Genomic DNA, 19,179 nt, shown 5'->3' with positions numbered 1-19,179 from the left:
GATTGGTCTAGAAATAGTCATTCCTGTTATGCCCATAAATACATCAAAATTGTCAGGAGGTACACTTTCGAACTGAGTCAAGTTAACAATACAGCGCAGAAGACAACACAATTAATGGAAAATCATAGGGTAGGTTTTTACGCTTTTTTCCAAATATAAAAATATGAAACCGCTTGATGAGAACTGATTATAGGAAAAGAGTTGATTCATAATTACTTTCCTGTATAAGAGATATCACTATCAACCTTAGTAAGGTTTTCGACAGAATATATGTCGTTACTTTTTAGGAGAGTTTAAAAAGACAATTCTTGAGTTATTATGGGCTTTATCAAGTATATCCCGTTTAACATACATAACCAAATGCATAGAGCCCAATTTCAAATTGATTTCAGCAAATAAACACAGGAAAAGAAGGTTACTATCCAAAATAATATAACATACTATTTCAGTCTTAATATCTAGTTATTTTTTTAGTTTGATCTTTTGAACTGACATTTGGTATTAAATAGATCAGAGGCGAAATATACACGTGGATCATAATAATAGTAATAATAGTAATAAGAAAGATAATAGGTTTATCGCTAATCCGTCTTTAAAGATAGATCATGTGCATCTAAAAGTCTCCAACTTACAGAATTCCATAGATTTTTACGAATCCATTTTAGGATTTAGGATGGTACAAAAAAGTTCAGAGAATAACACATCATATCTTGGCACATACGAACCTGGACAAGACGGGGTTTCATCGCTGCTGGTCTTAAGTCAGATAGATAGCGTTGATAGTAATATAACAAGTAATCCCAGCATAATAAAAAGAGAGGCGGGACTTTATCATTTTGCTATATTACTGCCTGAAAGAAAATTTTTAGCGTCATTTCTGCAACACATTCAGGAAAATCTCAGACCACAATACTATGAGGGTATGGCTGACCACGCGGTCTCAGAGTCTCTATATCTCCACGACCCTGATAATAATGGAATCGAGGTTTACCACGATAGGCACCCATCTGAATGGATCTGGACTGGCCAAAACAAAATACACATGGTTACAGAACCATTAGATGTCAAAAATTTGCTAAATAGTGAAAGTTATGGAACGTGGAAGGGTTTTCCCAAAAAAACGTCGATAGGTCACGTTCATTTACACGTATCAAACCTTCCTAAAGCCAAGAAGTTTTATCAAGATATGATTGGTCTTTACCATACTGCATCCTACCCTGGGGCCAATTTTTTTGCCGCAGATAGATATCATCATCACGTTGCTACAAATAGTTGGATTGGGACAAATATCCTACCTAATAGTGCAAATAACTTGAACAACGTAGGGCTAGACCATTTTGCAATACAAATACCTGATGATAATAAAGAGAAAAACTCATTGAAAAACCAACTCCTTAGTAATGGTATATCTATTGATGAAAACCTACTAGAATTAGAATATCGCCAGGAATCATCATTTTATGTTTACGATCAAGATGGAATAAAAATACAGTTCATTTTTTTGTGATGCTTTCTGATTTATTTCGATACCATGATACATAATGAATAATAATAGAATCAATGAAACTATAGAATACTAATGGTGAATAAACCTAACATATATAGTTACTAATTATAAATATTTATCTATTCTAGAATCAATTCAATGGGCCAAATCGATTGATTGACTTGAGCAAAGCTTTTTTTATTTCAGAGAGAATGAGGGAATGGATGTAAAATTACTTACTGTCCTTCTTTTTAAAATTCCAATCCCTACTATAATTTTCGCTTTTCATATTGAATCCTTTAAAAATATCAAAATATGTTTGTTTTATCTTTTTTTGTCTTTCAAAATCAGATTGTATCCACAATATATCAAAAACTGACGATGAGGATGATACTCGAGTATCATTAATGGAAAAGGACACTACGGGATTTATAGGGTCAATAGAAAGAATAGATTTTTCTCTGCTGTAATCAATATCTATTAGAACAACGTTATCTACTATTAGTGATAAATGAGATTGGGGAATTTTTTTTGAGAAAAAATTAGTATTAATATCCAAATCCCGAGAGAATTCCTTGAGTTTATGTCGTATTTCGTCTTTTAAAGTCGTTTGTCCCTCTTCTAAATGAATTAGTATCTTCACTGTCACATCTTTGACCAACATCTTTGAAATTGAATCAAACATTTTGCTACAATAAAAACTCCAAAAGAGATCAGTTGTGGGAATTAATATTAGTATTTGATCTACGCAAGATTCCATTATGCGAAAAAGTATTTTATTTGAATCGACGTCCATTTCTGATTGGGATTTGTGGTTTAATATGACTTCCATTACCCCTTTTTCAATTTCAGTTATTTTTTCCCTTGCTGAGATGGATTCCCGCCATAAAGGTTTAAATAAAATTTCTTGTTGTCTGACAAAATGCACGTTATCAACATAGAAAAAATGGGTCAATTTCTCGAACGATTCTATCTCCTGCCCCGGATCAATCAATTTATTTTCTGAGATATGACAGGAACAGTATGATTGTTCATTCCTAAAGCTGCAACCTACTAATCCTTGTGAATGTTTTATATCAGAATACTTCATTAGTCGCTTCGAACAATTAACATTCATCTTGCTTATTTCGACTACGATCTTAGCATCAATACTGCGGGATTTCAATTTCTTCATAAGTGTAAAAATTGATGGATTCTCCACTAAATGGCATAACCAATCTTGACTTACAATTATTTCTAAATATCGCTGAGTATTGGAAAATATTTTAGATATTAGGTTTAGGGCTTCCTCAAGAGTATGATTTACATTGACTTCCTGTATGCCAATATCATGGGGCATTTCTGATAACTTTAGGTTATTAATCAACCAACAGATATAAGATTATCTTTGCTCTTTTGATTCTCCATATAATAATGGTAATAAATTGTAAATTACCGAGTTCCGTTCTTTTCACAGGGTGAGATTTACTGCAATACAATGAATTTTATCTGAGTTAAGTTTTTGGCTTCCAATATACTCAGCGGCTACCATATTTTAGAGATTCATTACCTGTTGCCATGCTAACTTCTGTGATCCATTCGCATTCTATATTAACCTTATCATGATGCTTTATGACTGCCTCTTTATCAGGAGCGTTTAATAAACAAAAACATACACCCGCTTCCATGTTATAAAATAAGTTGACATGTGTAACTCCGTATTCATCTGCAGGAGCATTGACAAGCTCTTGGAGATTCTCTTCTTTAAATGGCACTTTATGAACATCGAGAAAAACAGCCATACGGGCTTTTTACTGGATAAAGATATAAAAACATTCTCAAAAATGATTAACATACCCTAATAAGCTGTTAATACCCTCCCCTTACAAAAAGATATAGCGAATATTCTTAAGTTATGCAAATATTGGTACAATTGAGCAATTAAAATTGGATGATCGTCAATAATTGTGATGGACTATAGCCAGAGTTTTAAGAAGAAATAGTATTACTAAACTTGGTTAGCATAAAATAAAACCAGCAATAGCAAATGAACTCCATAATAATGAAATTGGTTAATCATCATTTTATAGTCTAGATTAATCGTTGATCATATAGAATGTATCAAATGGATTTATGTAAGTCTAAAAATTTTTGCGGAATTTCTACGTTGCCCGCATATTGATTGTGCAGGGAATAAACATCAATTTTTTGGTTATGTTTTATAAAGTAATTGCCAAGATAATGTATGTCTTTCTTTAATTCACTGTCAATATTAAACAGGTTAACAGCAAAACTCCCCTCGATCAATATGTGGCCTTGATCTCCTAAATCCATAACTCTTCTAGCAAGTATTATGCCTGGACCCCATAAATTTTGATTGTCATTTAAGTCATTGACAATAAAAACATGGCCCGAACCAATTCCAATACGTACTTGTATTATTGATTGGTTTGGCGAATTTGAATTATGTATTCCCAGTTTTTTGTGAAGTTCCAAGCTTAATTCTACAGGCAGTTTAGGGTCAGTCAAGAATCCAATCGCCATGCCGTCGCCAGTAGGAAGGATCTTTTTTTCGCGGTCCTTTTTATAAGAATTACATGAATTGATCAAATTATTTAGTATCTGGATCTTTTCTATTTGATTCTTAACTGATAAGGAAGGATCTGACAATCCAACGATATCAATAAAAAAGAAATTAGTATATAAAATTCCAGACGAACCAAATTCTGCAATTTTCGAATTTCCATAAAAATTAAATAATTTCATATATACGGGTAAATGCTCCTGATGAAAAGAAAGTTCTTGATAGAATACAGGAGATTCATTAATTTGTTCCTTACATAAATTACAGATTAATCTGCTTTGATTACTAATAGAAGTAATGATATTGTTATCGTCTAGCGTATAATTTATCCAATCTGATTTAAGATTATTATTCCCAAACATGGATACTAGTTTTATGTATCTTTGTAACTGGGAAGAATCTGAAGGTAATTTAGTTTCAAACAGTCCGTCAAAAAGATGTGCTATCTTGTTAACAAATATGGATGAAGTTGGGTCTGCGTTATCAATAGTAAATATTGAATTTACCTCATGGTTTTTGAGCAGAAAGACTAAACTAGTAACAAATTTGGTTACATCTTGATCGCTAAAATTTTCTAGAAAGTTAGTCAATGAACTTAACACAAAGTAAACAGGTCGATTTGAGTTGGAGTCAATCAATTGTCTGACTTCTTCAAAAAGATGTGTTAGCGCGTGACTATTTTCAAACCCTACTCTATCGTCTCCTTTCAATGTATATGGATTTAATACCTTCAAATTAAGACACAGGTCTTCCAATCCAGAAAAGAAAATACTCTTATATTGTTTTTCAATGAATGAAGAGCTGATACAAATACAAAAAACACCGTCTGTTAAGCCATTCAAAATAAAATTATTGCAATAATGTAATTTTCCCGATAGTTTTGGTCCAGAAATTAGGTACACCCCAAGATCGGGTGGTTTCAAGTTTCTACCTATGATGTCACTACCTGGGAAATGTTTCATTCTAGATTATTATGTTATGTAGATATTTCTTTTTTTCTATTAAAGAGGTTATGTTTTTTGAGGATTAAACATCCTTAACAATCAAAGTCGATATAGACTAGCCCATTTTATTTGATAATTCATCGACTTTCTTTGAAAAAGGATGATTTGGATTTCTTAAGACAGTTAAATACTCCTGTCTTTCAAATTGCATATCACAATAACAAGGAATCATCGAAATAACATTCATTTTTATTAGCTTTTCTAAATTCTTAATTGTTTCATTTTGTTCAAGTAGCAGGGATTTAAATGAGGAAGTATTTTCATTAGAAATAGGGTTGCCTGATTCCATGGTTAAAGGCGGTTCGCAATAGCCTGCAACTCGATTTAACAACAAGTAGGATCTAGTTCCATAGCTTGTGAAAGAACCATACACATCCAAAGCCATATGCTTAGTGCCCTCTACGTCTATATTATCCATCTTTAATGACAAAAAGATAGTATCCGAAATGGCCAATGAATTAATTGACCAATATCGAATACCAGGACTCGTATCCAAAATGATATAATCATAGTCAGTTACAGTAATACTTGTTTCTTTTAAATATAACATCTTTTTAAGCATGTGAGACTTTGATGAGTCCTTCCTCATGACTGAATCTAAATCAGTTATTTCTTTCTTTGAAGGGTTAGAAAAAACAGCATGAAAGGAGCCACCTTTGTCTTCGGTCTGCGTATTTGGATTAAATTCTTTCATTAGATGAGAAAAATCATAAACAGAATCACAAAAGGCAATTTTATCATTTAAGTAATCATTAATCCATTTCTTGGGTTGAATATTAAAGTAAACGTACAAGCTTGGAGCATAGACATCCATATCAACAAGCAAAACATTGTATCCCTTTGAGGCCAGGTTTGCAGAAAGATTTACTGCTAGAGTGGTTTTACCTGTTCCTCCCTTGTATGAATGAAATGCTATGACTTTTGCCACTAAATCAAAATTCATTACTGTATATTTTAAGCTTATTAGTGGTAGTAGTAATTGATACATTACTCTTGCTTGGTGTTATCTTAGAAAAATTAGCATTTATTGTCATTGATATAGAAATGTACGAATATCAGGCGTGTAAATTATCAAATTCAGACTCTCGACAAAAATCCTAGGAAAGGTATTCGGTTCTATTTCTCAATGTCTAAGGTGATTGGTAAAAGTAATGATAATTGAGAAGAGAAAAGATATCATATTTCCCCTAATGTTGTATATGAATGCAGTGATAATTGCATAAGAAAATTCATTACAGACAAAATACAAAGTCAAAGATGATCAAGCCGATATAAAAATATCATCATACCGGGTTTCTTAAAGGATCACCAATTCAGGGCCCGTTCTAGTCTAAAAACCGAATTTATATTGCAGTGTAACAATTTCTTGGATCTCGACTACATCTGTAATTGGCAAATCATGGTATTTCTTAGGCAAAAAATACATACATTTTAGAAACGCTAAATCAATTGACCAATCGGTCACTTCAAAAATCATGTTTTTAACCTATCCTTTACACAACTTGTGTAGAGATGGACGGAGAAAATGAACTATGCAAGAAAATACCCTTGTCAGATCCTATGGCTTATATTCCGAAAATTATGTTTTTTACTAAGGGTAGAGGCACCCACAAAGATTATCTCACTAGCTTTGAACTTGCCTTACGTGATGCTTCAATAAGCGATCTGAATCTGGTATCCGTATCTAGTATCAAACCACCACAGTGCAAGATAGTAAATAAGGAAGAAGGAAGAAAATATCTGAAACCAGGACAAATTGTTTTTACGGTAATGGCTAGATCAGCTACGAATGAGCCAAACAGACTAATTGCTGCTTCCATTGGGTTAGCTAGACCAGCGGATGATGCTCAATATGGGTATTTGTCAGAACACCATTCAACTGGAGAAACAGCTTCAAAGGCTGGAGATTATGCAGAGGATTTGGCCATGGAAATGCTTGCAACTACAATTGGACTCCCCACCGATCCTACACTTACATGGGATCAGAATGAAGAACAATGGAAACTTTCAGGAAAGATATACAAAACACAAAATTTTACCCAGTCTGCTGCTGGAAATAAAGATGGCATGTGGACAACGGTAGTTAGTGCTGCGGTATTAATATTATGAAGTCATCATTCCAATGGTGTATGATACAATCAACTCCCGCAAGTTCTCCTGGTAATCATACTTTTTAAAGTTACTATCTATAAATAACACTGAAAATAAATTATGAAATATCATTTGGAAAGTCCTGGTTTACTTTGATAATATTATTCTTAGACATGTTGACTATTTTATCAATGATTTTACTACCTTATCTACCTATAATAAAAGTTGGGTATTTTTAATCGATGGATGTATTAAGATTTGTGTTTATCTTATGATGTTATAAGCAGGCATGGCAGCGGTAATTCGAAGTCAAAGATCAGAATCAAAGGTAAAAGCAAAAGGCTACAGGACCCATTATGATTGCGTATACGATGCCCTACTTTATTTAAAAAACCAGCCCATCCCGTTGACTAAATATAGAATTTCAACAAATAAACACACTCTAACATCTTTATTATCTAATCAATTCATAAAGCCAGTTACCAATAAGAATCTCATATTAAATAGCGAGTATACAGACGTTCCCCATTATACGATATCTCCAAAAGGAATTGAATATATAAAAAGATACGAATCACTTAAACAGTTGTTTACAGACTAATCAGCATAATTTAAAATCAAGAAATATACTTACTTGCAAAAATGGATTTTTCAAAAAACACAGTTTTACTATTCAATCATGTGATTATTTCAAATGATTACACAATTAAAAAAGAAATAAAAATTACTAAAAATAAGTGGTTATAAATCAGATATTATTTTTTCTTAGCACTGCCACTGGTCTTCTTAGGAGTAGTGGCTTTTGTGCTAGTGGCCTTGGCTTTTGTGCTAGTGGCTTTTGTGCTAGTGGCTTTTGTGCTAGTGGCTTTTGTGCTAGTGGCCTTGGCTTTTGCCTTTCCGCCTTTACTTGCGACCTTCTTTTTTGTTTCTTGATCAGCAGATGCTAATCCTTTCTTATCATCCTTTGGTGTAACTTTCTTAGATACCATTTAATAGACAATGATTACAAACAAACCATATAGAACATTTCATTAAAAGTAGTATAATAAACCACATTATAATTATAATAAAAGATTGTTTTGAGGTGAAAGTAAACGTATCTCAGACGGAGTCAGGCATATTGAATGAACTATAACAAAATATTTCTAAATTTTGTTTGATGATTTAGATTTAGTATGATAAGTACTCCTAAAAAAACTAAAAAGACAACTTAGCCATAATTTGACATTATTCTAATCGTTATACCTTATTATTTCTGGTTTGTAAAATTTTCTATTATTGTTTTAGTTTTTATCATAGATTTTTCCTTACTATCAATTCCCGAACTAAGTCCTTTTGTAATTAGGTGATAAAAAAATATCAGTCAATCAACACAAGAATTTTAGTCAAAGGCACGTTACTAATTTCTCAATGCAAGTACCAATTATATACCGGTGGTAACAAATGGTATATGTAAATTGCACGGGATAAGATTTTGAAAATAACTTCCACTAGACAAGTGCTAAATCATAATTAGATATTGATCCAAAGTCATGAGAACAGAGTTTTAAAACTGGATCCATGATTGGAAATTCGATAGATATTGCTAATAAACAACAGGATATAATACGAGTAGATATTACAATGGTAACCATTTTTTTGGATTTTATTTATTAGTTCATCGAAACTAAACGGTCACTTAGACTCTACTAATACTTTTCCAATCATATTAGGATGGTAGAAACAATAATACGAGTAAGTGCCAGGGATATCAAAGGCCTTACTATAGGAATGCCCCGGCAATATTGCAGTAGAGTCAAACAACTTTCCGGAGTCACTTCTAGATTCATTTTCAGGAGAATTTGAGGTTACCGTATGAGAAATTGCATCACCGTTTACCCACAGAATTTGTTGACCTTCTTTGACCATGACTGGATTAGGATTGTAAGACTTGTTACCCTCAATGCCTTTTATTTGTACTAGGGTTGAATTAGAAATAGAGGTGGTGGATTGGGTTAGAGGTGGTGGTAACTTACTTGTATGTAATATGTTATCTGAATTGATAAGGTTTAATTTTGGAATGATTCTATAAATTTCTCCGAAATAAGTCAAAACATATAGATAACCATCTGGTCCAACCTCTAAATCTGTAATGCCTCCAAAACCACTACCAAATATGAGGGGAATAACCTCTTTTGGATTATTTACCTCTTTATCAGCCAAAGTTTCCAAATTTCCGTCATAGGAACTATTGTTTATTTCGATTGAATTTCTTTCTGAGTTTAGAGTGAATCGGTAGATATAGCCATTATTAATATCACCCACAAAGAGGTTGTTTTCATACTCTTTTCCTAATTTGTCAGATGAGAAAAATTTGGCATCAGTTACTCCAACAGTAGTATTCCAAGAAAATTCCGGGTCACTGTATTTGGCATCTCCTAAGATTAACAAATCCTTGACAGATTTACCTCGATTGAGAACATCACTATCAACAAATCCTTGGATTTGAGCCCACCCACTGTTAAATCCAGGTTCAACCATATTTATTTCGTCCCCAGCGGCTGGTCCGTTTTCGGTCGCCCATAAGATCCCTGTTAGAGGGTCAAAGTCTATACCAAAGCTGTTGCGGATACCCATTGCATAATAGTACTTTAATGGACCCTCAGCTCCAAAAATAGGCTCTCCGGCAGATTCACCGGTTGGAGTTATTCTTATTATGCCGCTTGTACCATCAGCAGCAGAGCCTTTAGCAACATTTTGAGATTGTGTTCTGTGAGCACCTACATCTCCGATTACAGTGTAAATGTTGTTATCTGGGCCAATTATCACCTTGCCCCCATTGTGTTCACCTTTATTGTTTACAGGGGTAGCAGGTAGGTCTAAAAGGAGGGTGGGATTTATCAATTTTCCGTCATGATATTCATATTTGTACAATCTGTTACCCACAGGTTCCACACCTGCAATAACATCATCGCCATCTTTTCCACTTCCTGATTCTGTGTAATATAAAAAAACATACGTCGTGGTGTCGTTCATACTTTTTGATAAAGTCAATCCCAACAACCCTCTCTCCATTCCAGTAGCCACTTCAACGTCTAGAAGAGGAACATTCTCTTTTACCTGTCCATCAATTACTCTAATTACTTTCCCCGTCTCTTTTTCAGTTACAAGTATATCGTTAGGTCCCAAGAAGGCTAAGGAAGTAGTTATGTTTAAGGGTTTGTCGTTGACTTTTTCGACCATGAGGTTAGGGTCATTTATAACTGGACCAAAGGGTGATACTGGGGCTTTGAAATACGCACCGTATGACAAAAAAATAGTAGACGATGAATAACTAAATGAAAATAAGATAAATAAAAAGACAAATATGGTAATCGACAATATTGACTTTTTCATAGCTTTGTCAGATAATAGGATGAGATCAACTATTAAGCTTATGTGCGGCTAGAAACGAGCGAGGATAAAAAACTTACCAGTTCATATACTAAAATATAAAGATGATTGGTGGAAACTATGAAGAAGGCCTCTATATAGATTTAGCAGTTAGGTGAAAAGGTGCATTTGGAGAAAAATAAGAGAAAGTTGTTTGATAAAGATTTTGAGGAAAGATGAAATGTGATAAATGTTGGCCCTTAGCTTGTTATATCGAATGAAAATGATTCTGTTACTTGTTTCTGATTACTGTTGTCTCCTTCTATTCCATAGTGGAAGGTGACCCGTGCATTCACGTTACCACGGTTTTCTGCCGTTAATATTTCATATCCTTTACCCTGCACGGTTGCTGTTTCATGAGTACCTAGTGTATCTGTAGATATTGCCTGGCATGCCATTGCGTAGTTTATATTTACATTTTTGTCAAATTGGATATCTAATGGTGAGCCTCCACATTGAGATCCAGTGTATTTTATTGGGACATCCAGATTATTTATCACGTTCGCCTGTACCTTAAATTCGTCTCCTGTTTTTAGATTTTGTGGATTTATCCCTAATTGCAATATACTTACATTATTATCATTACCGATACATCCTTTATCCTCTCCAGGTGTACAGCATGGCGGTGCATTGGGATTTATTCCACAGTTCTGAGGTACTTCGCCGATACATCCTTTATCCTCTCCAGGTGTACAGCATGGCGGTGCATTGGGATTTATTCCACAGTTCTGAGGTACTTCGCCGATACATCCTTTATCCTCTCCAGGTGTACAGCATGGCGGTGCATTGGGATTTATTCCACAGTTCTGAGGTACTTCGCCGATACATCCTTTATCCTCTCCAGGTGTACAGCATGGCGGTGCATTGGGATTTATTCCACAGTTCTGAGGTACTTCGCCGATACATCCTTTATCCTCTCCAGGTGTACAGCATGGCGGTGCATTGGGATTTATTCCACAGTTCTGAGGTACTTCGCCGATACATCCTTTATCCTCTCCAGGTGTACAGCATGGCGGTGCATTGGGATTTATTCCACAGTTCTGAGGTCCAGGATTGGTAATTACCCGGGGTTGAAGTTTATTATCATTATTGTTCGTGTCTTGTTTTTGCAATGATTCATCTTTCACTAATGACTCTTTTTGAACGTCTTCGGCTTCTGTTTGATTATTTTGAGCATAAACTGCTTGGAATAAATTAGAAGTAAAATCTCCAGCGTTAATCGACATAATCACAGAAAAAATAGAAGTCCATATTACAAAAAAAGTTAACAGAGAAACAGTTTTTCTATATTGTTTGCCGATATTAGAAATTTTTTCCATGTACTGGTGATGAATTAGTAATTATAAAAAGATTGTCTAAAACTGACAAGATTTTTAGATCAATATTCATAGAAATACGGTTCCTGTTTTCCAATGATTTAGAAAGTAATAATGAGTTATCATGCTTGAAGATCCTAGTTTATAATACTTAGAATTAGTAACAAAAATAATTCAATCCCGATTTAGACCCAAGACATAAAATATCACAATCATGGATAACATAGAGGAAACAGTTAGCGCGATTTGATCCTGCATAACATGGTGATCACATGGAGAACATCCATAAAAGTTAAAAAAAAGCAGGTGGTTGTTGATGGATAAACGAAGTAATGTAAGGTAATAGCTTCAATGCTAAGCAATTTGCGGTACATTTTAGATTGCTGTTGTAATGCTTGGTTGTTATGTTTCCGGTTTTATAAACATCGTGACTCTACCACAACGTCAACAAGGTATTATCGCTAGGGCAATAGGTTGGGTTATCCTTGTTACACAAGATAACCAATATCGAAGCTAATGTGTTAAAAATAAATAAAACGTCAAGATGTATGTGACAAATAGTGGTAAGGAGGTAGATGGATATTTTGTTCTACAGTCTTTGGATAATGTAGTCTATGATGGTTTGCTATTGTCAGATTAAAGATAAAATCTCAAAAGAGCGCAGTCTCGCAGTATGGTCATAAATATGGGAAACACCCATGATTTCATCTACCTGGGTTTGATTCAAAAAGGATTCCAAGCCATTTTTAATCTTGGCAGGGCCACCGACAAAAGAATATTTGAGCCGTTCTCCCACTGCATATTTTTCAAGCTGATCCCATAAGTCATCCATATTACTTACGGGGGGTTGCAGCAGTCCATGATTTCTTCTAATCATTCCTAACGCCATCAGTTGTACGGAAGTGAATAGACGGTTTGCTTCCTCATCGGTATCAGCTGCAAACACATTAACAGCAGCCATGATATAAGGTTCTTGTAGGGTTTTAGAAGGTTGGAACCGTTCTCGATAAATGTTTATAGCAGATTCCAAGTGTGCAGGAGCAAAATGGCTAGCAAAGGCAAATGGTAAACCCCATTCTGCAGCTAGTTGAGCACTAAAAATACTAGAACCAAGAAGCCAGATAGGTATGTTCAATCCCTCTCCGGGTGTAGCCCTTACATCTGTACCAGTGGTTTGGGGTGTCAAATAGCTCATCAATTCCTCTACGCTATTAGGAAAATCTTCCTCTGATTCATCAAGACCACCACGTCTCAAGGCCATAGCAGTCAGTCTATCAGTTCCCGGGGCACGTCCTAAACCTAGCTCAATCCTGCCAGGGTACAAACTCTCTAGTGTTCCGAATTGTTCGGCTATGACAAGTGGGCTGTGGTTTGGAAGCATTATCCCGCCGGAGCCAACTCGAATGGTGGATGTACCTCCTGCAATAAATCCGATTAGCACCGAAGTAGCCGCACTAGCAATGCCTTTGATATTATGATGTTCTGCTAACCAATATCGGTTATATCCCCAGCGTTCCACATGTCGAGCTAAATCCAAACTATTTCGCATTGACTGACTTGGAGAACCGCCAGTATTTACCATTACCAAGTCGAGAACTGACATGGCCAGATTAATTTTTTTTTTAGGATGCTGCAATGATCTGATTACACTAGACTTATGTTTTTATCTTTCAATCCTTCTACTAAAATTGAGAATTGCAAATTGACTAATACATATGGTCAACTATTATATTTGATGGTCATCTTCAATTCTTCTGTACATGATGAGTTAGTAATTAACTCAATTGATTCAATTCCAAAACGTCATAAAATCTTGGAATTAATTTACACTATTATGATATGGGGTTAACAATTATCTTGTCCTGCTAAATCTAAATGAATCGCAAGGTTGACTACAATCAAAAAATCCCAGTATTGTTACATTGTCTATCGGGATCTCATATGCTCAATCTATTTGCGTTTTTTTGATTATTTTTATTAAAAGATCGCAAAAAATAGTTAAAATTTTAATAGGATGAATAAGATTATTTGCATGACAAAAAAATGCATCATTGATTTCAGATATGAATACTAGAAATGAGGCATACAAATAGGCCACAAACATAAATTCAGTAATGACCTAATACCTCATCGGTAGGGAAAATTCCCAATGGTTTTACTTTTTGTGGTTGTGTGTGTCAGCAAATGATATTGTATAATAAAAGTATTTAATCACAATAAATTTTGAGATAGAGGATTAATGAATAAACTCACGTATACTAACCCAAAGTATGGTCTATAGAATTCGGTCCTATGGAAATCCAAATGATTCAATGATATTAAATCATGAGGATAAGACTCCCAGCTGGCTCAACAACAAAACAATAACAGTACTAAGGCTCATTCTGCAGATATCATTGTATAGATAATAACATAGGCAATATGCATTGTAATATCAGAAGGTTCTTTGGGAATTCATCAAAGCAGCAGAAGAATGTTGCGTTGAATCCACGTATTTAGTCAAATTTATTACGAGTTCCTATAGATAAGAACTATTGTCAAAAACCATGTGTCACCCATCATATTCAGTGCACAAGTTATGCGTAATAAATTAATTCTGTTATTCCAATCCTACTATTCTTCAATAACTTTAGAGGAAGTTCAATTTTGAATATAGCGTTAAGACATGATGATCCATCCTTAAGTCAGCATATCAAAACTAACCATACTCTGTGATTCTGGTGGTGAATCAATAATACTAGCTCAAATCTGGTTAGGCTTTATAATATTTGATCAACTAGACAGGTTATGCCTGAACAACAGAGGATAGATGAAAAAATAGAGACTGCAAAGAGATCAAGTAAGAAAAAATTATCAAAGGTTGAACAATCATCTACATCTTTGGAAAACCAACAAAATTCTGCTTCAGAAGTAGGCTCAGAGGATGATGCCAATAGTATTTTAGAAACCCAAGATGATGAGTTAAAGGCGTAATCATATTAATAATTATTTAGACAAGAAATAAAGGTATCAACGTGGATAGAGTATTTGGCTAGGATAGATTGGTCTTTTAAAGTTTCATGATTATGAATGATTATGAAAGGTAGATGTGATGAATGTGGTATGGAAAATGTAGAGGTAATGAGCATAACAAAGAACGATAAAGGTGAAAAAACTACTCTGTGTAATCAATGTAGGCCTGCTGACGGAGCATACGCATATTAGGAATTCCTATACATTTGGCAGCGTAAAATAAAATCGTGAATTACCGTTTGAACAATCATATGATAAAAGATTTCTTTGCAAGCACATTCATGATTTTAATCTAATCTCTGGATTGATTTCGCGTCAGTATCAAGTATTACAGGACTTTGTCTCAGTCATACACTGTTGAAGAAAATAATAAAATTACAAGCTAAATTGATAAAAATATCTAGAATCTAAATAATCCTTAATTAGAGACATTAAATTAAGTTAGCTAAACTATTACTATTTTACCATGAGCATTTTATAGTTTGTTGGAGATCAAAAGATATGAAAAAGGTCCTTTTTGTTTTACCCTCTCATGATCAATTAGGAAACAGCGGACATAAAACCGGATATTGGCTTGAAGAATTTGCTAGTCCTTACTATGAATTTACAGACAATGAATATGAAGTTACAATCGCATCCCCAAATGGTGGAAAACCACCTGTTGATCCAAAGAGTTTACAACCTGAAAATCAAACTGAATATACTAAGCGCCTTCAAAATGACAAAGATGCCAAAGAGAAATTAGAAAATACCAAACTTCTATCTGATATTTATTCTGGTGACTATGATACCTTATTTCTACCTGGTGGCCATGGACCAATGTGGGATTTATCTGAAGACAAAGATTTAAAGAAAATAGTAGAAGATTTTTACAACGATGATAAAGTTATTTCTGCCGTTTGTCATGGACCAGCTGGACTATTGCAGGCGAAAGACAAAAATGGAAATTCTATACTAAAAAACAAAAGAGTAACTGGTTTTACAAATGATGAGGAAGAAACTGTAAAACTAGAAAAGACTGTTCCTTTTTCTTTGGAAGATCGTCTCAAAGAAGTGGGAAGCAATTTTGAAAAAAGTGAAAACTTTAAACCTTTTGTAGTTAGTGACGGAAGGATAATAACTGGACAGAATCCTGCATCTGCTTTTCTAGCAGCCAAAAAGGTAATCGAGATCCTGAGGTAAATGTGTTAGAAAATTAACTTGACTTATTTCCTAATAAAACATCGTTGATTATTGTGAAGTTCAAAAAATCCATTTAGATTTACGTCTTAATATTGTAATCAAAGCTTTAGGAGTTTGGTTAACGCCACGAAAAATATTCATAATTTATTAATTTCTTATGCCATCAATGAACCAGTGCGACCTTTTATCTTTTCTCATGGTAAACTAACTTCATGTAGGTACTGTTTCCACTCCTCTATTGCTTGTCCAGGGAAGCAGTTAAGATAATTTTCGCCTATTCTTTTCACTAGCGATTTGAGATAGAATAAGGACAAATACAAGATAGTAATTGTTTTAATAATTTGTTGCAAATGTTAGAAAGGATTGTATAAAGAACATACAATAAAATGTTCATCCTGTGGCAAATTATTTACTTCAAAAGAAGATGAGACCGTCTGTAATGAATGTTCCAAAGAACTTGAAAATATAAAATAATTTTAATAGTGTGTGATTTTTTCGTTTAGGTCTAAGATAAATAATTTAGAGAAAATCGGACTTTCAGTGTAATTGTTAAAAGATTATAAAAATTAAAAGAACATCTTGCTTTATTTTCAGAATAATTTTTGATCGGTGCGGATTAATGACCATATTAGCATGACGAATACTCATGGGAATGACTATGCGAATCCACCTTTGTCATCTCACATTTACGATATTCTTCTTGTGCTTCAGCGGTACTTGTCCCACTTTGACCTTCTGATGTAATCTTCTGATCGCTTGGGTCTCTTTTGACTGCTGTTGGTTCGCCTGCGTTAATCTTAGCAGGAGTATTTGGTTCTTTATCTGAATACTCTGTTAAGGGATCACTTTGCCTATTCCTATTTGTTCCAGCAGTACCTTCTTCGTATTCTCTATCACTAGAATTTGACGACGATGCTTTTGACGATGGATCTGTGGTAATCTTGGTCTCTTCTTCAACGTCTTTTGTAGCATCTAGAACTGCGTCCTTTACATCCTTTGCTTTTTCTTTGAATTTGTCACTAGCTCTGAGGAGTTAATCGGGATAATGAAGAAAAGTAAAGTATATTTCCATTCACGAGAGGGAGAACATTTTGGAATTTCCATAGTAGAGGCAATGAGTGCTGGTTTGATTGCTGTTGTACCTATTACTGGAGGACAAACAGAGTTCGTCCCAACAATTTATCAATATGATTCGTTAGAACAAGCATCTCAAGTAGTAGCATCCGCACTAGACGTGGCTGATGAGGAAAGACAGAGGATTAGTGATTCTGTTAAACGATTTTCAGAAATAAACTATAAGAGACAATTTCAACTACTCATAAGTAAGTTGATTTATAATGTGAATATCGATCAACAATATAATTTTCCCAACTTTCCAACAATAAACCAATAGCTTTGAAATGAGAAGTGAGGGAGAATTGCAAGAGAAATACGAACAATTAACTGTCATAATAAATAGGAAAAAAATGGATACTAGTAGACTGGATGGAGAGAAGACAACATCCTTATTAATTGCTTATTGTGTCCTCTATAATCTCAAGTTTTTCTCTTGGATGCGGATGTGTTTGGACATGTTCATAACAATAATAGAACGAGCACTCTGTACATCTGCAAACCACTTTAGATAAACAATACAGCCGGTGACATGATATGGCTTTTTTATTGACATGAGTTGATGTTGTTGGTTTATTTGCCTTTGTTATCTGATTAGACAAATTATCGGGAACATTTCTGTTCATGTTGACCAATAAAATATAAATAAAAATATAAAAATATTTCTGATTCGGCAATTTATGCACAAGGCTTGTTTCTTGCTGAGGTTTACTATTGGAGAAGAGTTAACGGTGCAAGTAATGGGACAACAAAGGATTTACTCCGTATTACGAATCTAAGCTCCACGTTATTAAGAAATAATGACTGGCAATGGCATTATGAAGCAATCCACCTTCATGTGCTAATCTTAGGGGTTCATCAGCGCTTATAACCTCAATACGAAAGACCGTATACTTTTCTCTTGTGACTCTTTCTTGTCTTTAATCATTTACCAAGGACATCTTTATCTCATACTTTATGAAAATTACGGTATATCTATTTAAATTATGATAATTAATATTGGTCATGAGTAACAACAATATTGACTGGAACGATGTTATTAAAAAAGAGGCAAGAGGTATAAACGACGCTGACCTCGGAGAAGTACAGGAAATTCGACTGGATAATGTTATTACTAAAGCTGGTGTAGTGGACAAAGAAGTATATTCAATTCCTAAAAACCTAGTCGATAGATATGATGGGCATAATTTGTGGTTTAGGGTAACAAAGGAAGACGCTGAGAACATCTACAAGATAAAAGATTAGATATTATCGAAGGGTTAATATTTTTTTTAGTAATTAAACATATCATAGAATAAGAAAATCTTTGAACTGTGAATAAAGAAATAAACATGAGTCTTGAGGGTAACACACCAACAAAAGAGATACTCGTTTTATGCAGGCACTTACAGGGTATTTACGATTCTAATAAAACACTCTGGACAATGGAACAATTATATGAAAATCTATTTGATAACCCAACACTAAATCATAATATGTTAACCTTTGAACGTTTTACGGAGGATATGAATTGGGTTATAGGTCACGGCTTAATCTCTTTTGACGATGATAAGTTGAATATAGATGGATTCTCCAGAAATTTGCTTATACATTTTTTTAACGAACATCGAGAAATAGTAGAAAACTAAATCCTACGAATTAATCTGTTTATGTATTATCAAGCCCGCCAAGTTAAGCTCGAATAATACATTTCTCTACTGGATTTCTTGAGAATAAGTAGGCATGGTTAAAAAGAACACTCAAAACTTCTAGTTAACATCGTATAAGAGGACATTTGGAAACTGTTACGGTTATTTCTTTTCGCTCTTCATCAGCAGTCGATTAAAGCAGAATAAATAAAACATGTTGTTAGTAGAAAGTTCACAAGTGTAACCATTAAAAAAGATATTGCTAGGCGGTAAGAATACGTGAATTTTTTTCCATTCTTTCTGTGATCAATATTGTTCTAACACTATTTGAATTCGTTCACCATGATGCGAAGGAAAAAGATGATTAAAAGAA

At 34.1% G+C, this 19,179-nt stretch carries 18 protein-coding genes; 10 read left to right on the top strand and 8 right to left on the bottom strand.

Features of this window, described 5'->3' with window-relative positions; translation table 11 throughout:
• Nucleotides 1-529 precede the first annotated feature (529 nt).
• Nucleotides 530-1,507: a VOC family protein gene (locus NMY3_RS07875; RefSeq protein ID WP_196818357.1), complete on the top strand. Its 978-nt coding sequence runs from the start codon at nucleotides 530-532 to the stop codon at nucleotides 1,505-1,507.
• A gap of 211 nt (nucleotides 1,508-1,718) precedes the next feature.
• On the opposite strand, the gene NMY3_RS07870 is transcribed toward NMY3_RS07875, so the two are convergent.
• The 4 genes from NMY3_RS07870 to NMY3_RS07855 all read right to left on the bottom strand — a co-directional run bounded on the left by NMY3_RS07870 (nucleotide 1,719) and on the right by NMY3_RS07855 (nucleotide 5,981).
• The gene (locus NMY3_RS07870; protein WP_196818356.1) at nucleotides 1,719-2,825 is read right to left on the bottom strand and encodes a hypothetical protein; all 1,107 of its coding nucleotides are present in this window, start codon (nucleotides 2,823-2,825) and stop codon (nucleotides 1,719-1,721) included.
• Between the two features lie 178 nt (nucleotides 2,826-3,003).
• Nucleotides 3,004-3,267 carry a nickel-binding protein gene (locus NMY3_RS07865; protein ID WP_196818355.1) on the bottom strand — a complete coding sequence of 88 codons (264 nt, stop codon included), beginning with the start codon at nucleotides 3,265-3,267 and terminating at the stop codon, nucleotides 3,004-3,006.
• A 319-nt stretch (nucleotides 3,268-3,586) separates the two neighbouring features.
• Nucleotides 3,587-4,972: an ATPase domain-containing protein gene (locus tag NMY3_RS07860; protein WP_196818354.1), complete on the bottom strand. Its 1,386-nt coding sequence runs from the start codon at nucleotides 4,970-4,972 to the stop codon at nucleotides 3,587-3,589.
• A 136-nt stretch (nucleotides 4,973-5,108) separates the two neighbouring features.
• Nucleotides 5,109-5,981, bottom strand: a complete 873-nt coding sequence (locus tag NMY3_RS07855; RefSeq protein WP_231100389.1) for a ParA family protein — start codon at nucleotides 5,979-5,981, stop codon at nucleotides 5,109-5,111.
• A gap of 632 nt (nucleotides 5,982-6,613) precedes the next feature.
• On the opposite strand from NMY3_RS07855, the gene NMY3_RS07850 reads away from it, so the two are divergent.
• Together NMY3_RS07850 and NMY3_RS07845 are read left to right on the top strand one after the other, a co-directional pair.
• The gene (locus NMY3_RS07850) at nucleotides 6,614-7,162 is read left to right on the top strand and encodes a pyruvoyl-dependent arginine decarboxylase (RefSeq protein ID WP_425319399.1); all 549 of its coding nucleotides are present in this window, start codon (nucleotides 6,614-6,616) and stop codon (nucleotides 7,160-7,162) included.
• 271 nt (nucleotides 7,163-7,433) lie between these two features.
• The gene (locus NMY3_RS07845; protein ID WP_196818352.1) at nucleotides 7,434-7,745 is read left to right on the top strand and encodes a hypothetical protein; all 312 of its coding nucleotides are present in this window, start codon (nucleotides 7,434-7,436) and stop codon (nucleotides 7,743-7,745) included.
• Nucleotides 7,746-7,899: 154 nt separating this feature from the next.
• Here NMY3_RS07845 and NMY3_RS07840 read toward each other — a convergent pair whose 3' ends face one another.
• The 4 genes from NMY3_RS07840 to NMY3_RS07825 form a co-directional block, all read right to left on the bottom strand.
• The gene (locus NMY3_RS07840) at nucleotides 7,900-8,133 is read right to left on the bottom strand and encodes a hypothetical protein (protein WP_196818351.1); all 234 of its coding nucleotides are present in this window, start codon (nucleotides 8,131-8,133) and stop codon (nucleotides 7,900-7,902) included.
• A 685-nt stretch (nucleotides 8,134-8,818) separates the two neighbouring features.
• The gene (locus NMY3_RS07835; RefSeq protein ID WP_196818350.1) at nucleotides 8,819-10,435 is read right to left on the bottom strand and encodes a PQQ-dependent sugar dehydrogenase; all 1,617 of its coding nucleotides are present in this window, start codon (nucleotides 10,433-10,435) and stop codon (nucleotides 8,819-8,821) included.
• A 320-nt stretch (nucleotides 10,436-10,755) separates the two neighbouring features.
• A complete protein-coding gene (locus NMY3_RS07830; RefSeq protein WP_196818349.1) occupies nucleotides 10,756-11,874 on the bottom strand; it encodes a hypothetical protein in 1,119 nt (372 codons plus the stop codon).
• Nucleotides 11,875-12,502: 628 nt separating this feature from the next.
• Nucleotides 12,503-13,474 carry an LLM class flavin-dependent oxidoreductase gene (locus NMY3_RS07825; protein ID WP_196818348.1) on the bottom strand — a complete coding sequence of 324 codons (972 nt, stop codon included), beginning with the start codon at nucleotides 13,472-13,474 and terminating at the stop codon, nucleotides 12,503-12,505.
• Nucleotides 13,475-14,658: 1,184 nt separating this feature from the next.
• Between NMY3_RS07825 and NMY3_RS07820 the strand changes: the two genes are divergently transcribed.
• The 7 genes from NMY3_RS07820 (at nucleotide 14,659) to NMY3_RS07795 (ending at nucleotide 18,806) form a co-directional block, all read left to right on the top strand.
• Complete coding sequence (locus NMY3_RS07820) at nucleotides 14,659-14,844, top strand: hypothetical protein (RefSeq protein ID WP_196818347.1); 186 nt, start codon at nucleotides 14,659-14,661, stop codon at nucleotides 14,842-14,844.
• Nucleotides 14,845-14,946: 102 nt separating this feature from the next.
• A complete protein-coding gene (locus NMY3_RS16895; RefSeq protein WP_257720015.1) occupies nucleotides 14,947-15,075 on the top strand; it encodes a hypothetical protein in 129 nt (42 codons plus the stop codon).
• A 309-nt stretch (nucleotides 15,076-15,384) separates the two neighbouring features.
• Nucleotides 15,385-16,065, top strand: coding sequence for a type 1 glutamine amidotransferase domain-containing protein (locus NMY3_RS07815; protein ID WP_196818346.1), 681 nt, complete (start codon nucleotides 15,385-15,387; stop codon nucleotides 16,063-16,065).
• Nucleotides 16,066-16,832: 767 nt separating this feature from the next.
• Nucleotides 16,833-17,102: a hypothetical protein gene (locus NMY3_RS07810; protein WP_196818345.1), complete on the top strand. Its 270-nt coding sequence runs from the start codon at nucleotides 16,833-16,835 to the stop codon at nucleotides 17,100-17,102.
• Between the two features lie 8 nt (nucleotides 17,103-17,110).
• Nucleotides 17,111-17,458 carry a glycosyltransferase gene (locus NMY3_RS07805; RefSeq protein WP_196818495.1) on the top strand — a complete coding sequence of 116 codons (348 nt, stop codon included), beginning with the start codon at nucleotides 17,111-17,113 and terminating at the stop codon, nucleotides 17,456-17,458.
• A 725-nt stretch (nucleotides 17,459-18,183) separates the two neighbouring features.
• Nucleotides 18,184-18,423 (top strand): hypothetical protein, encoded by a 240-nt coding sequence (locus NMY3_RS07800; protein ID WP_196818245.1) that lies wholly within the window; start codon nucleotides 18,184-18,186, stop codon nucleotides 18,421-18,423.
• Between the two features lie 68 nt (nucleotides 18,424-18,491).
• The gene (locus NMY3_RS07795) at nucleotides 18,492-18,806 is read left to right on the top strand and encodes a hypothetical protein (protein WP_231100387.1); all 315 of its coding nucleotides are present in this window, start codon (nucleotides 18,492-18,494) and stop codon (nucleotides 18,804-18,806) included.
• The last annotated feature ends 373 nt before the right edge of the window (nucleotides 18,807-19,179 follow it).

The organism is Candidatus Nitrosocosmicus oleophilus, from assembly GCF_000802205.1.
Classification (GTDB): Archaea; Thermoproteota; Nitrososphaeria; order Nitrososphaerales; family Nitrososphaeraceae; genus Nitrosocosmicus; species Nitrosocosmicus oleophilus.
The sequence above is the reverse complement of the archived record's forward strand: the minus strand, read 5'-3'. Positions and strand labels throughout refer to the sequence as shown.

Coding starts and splice junctions, on each gene's coding strand:
- NMY3_RS07870 (WP_196818356.1), bottom strand. CDS start 2,825: ATGCCCCATGATATTGGCATACAGGAAGTCAATGTAAATCATACTCTT.
- NMY3_RS07865 (WP_196818355.1), bottom strand. CDS start 3,267: ATGGCTGTTTTTCTCGATGTTCATAAAGTGCCATTTAAAGAAGAGAAT.
- NMY3_RS07850 (WP_425319399.1), top strand. CDS start 6,614: ATGGCTTATATTCCGAAAATTATGTTTTTTACTAAGGGTAGAGGCACC.
- NMY3_RS07845 (WP_196818352.1), top strand. CDS start 7,434: ATGGCAGCGGTAATTCGAAGTCAAAGATCAGAATCAAAGGTAAAAGCA.
- NMY3_RS07840 (WP_196818351.1), bottom strand. CDS start 8,133: ATGGTATCTAAGAAAGTTACACCAAAGGATGATAAGAAAGGATTAGCA.
- NMY3_RS07830 (WP_196818349.1), bottom strand. CDS start 11,874: ATGGAAAAAATTTCTAATATCGGCAAACAATATAGAAAAACTGTTTCT.
- NMY3_RS07825 (WP_196818348.1), bottom strand. CDS start 13,474: ATGTCAGTTCTCGACTTGGTAATGGTAAATACTGGCGGTTCTCCAAGT.
- NMY3_RS07820 (WP_196818347.1), top strand. CDS start 14,659: ATGCCTGAACAACAGAGGATAGATGAAAAAATAGAGACTGCAAAGAGA.
- NMY3_RS16895 (WP_257720015.1), top strand. CDS start 14,947: ATGAAAGGTAGATGTGATGAATGTGGTATGGAAAATGTAGAGGTAATG.
- NMY3_RS07815 (WP_196818346.1), top strand. CDS start 15,385: ATGAAAAAGGTCCTTTTTGTTTTACCCTCTCATGATCAATTAGGAAAC.
- NMY3_RS07805 (WP_196818495.1), top strand. CDS start 17,111: ATGAAGAAAAGTAAAGTATATTTCCATTCACGAGAGGGAGAACATTTT.
- NMY3_RS07800 (WP_196818245.1), top strand. CDS start 18,184: ATGAGTAACAACAATATTGACTGGAACGATGTTATTAAAAAAGAGGCA.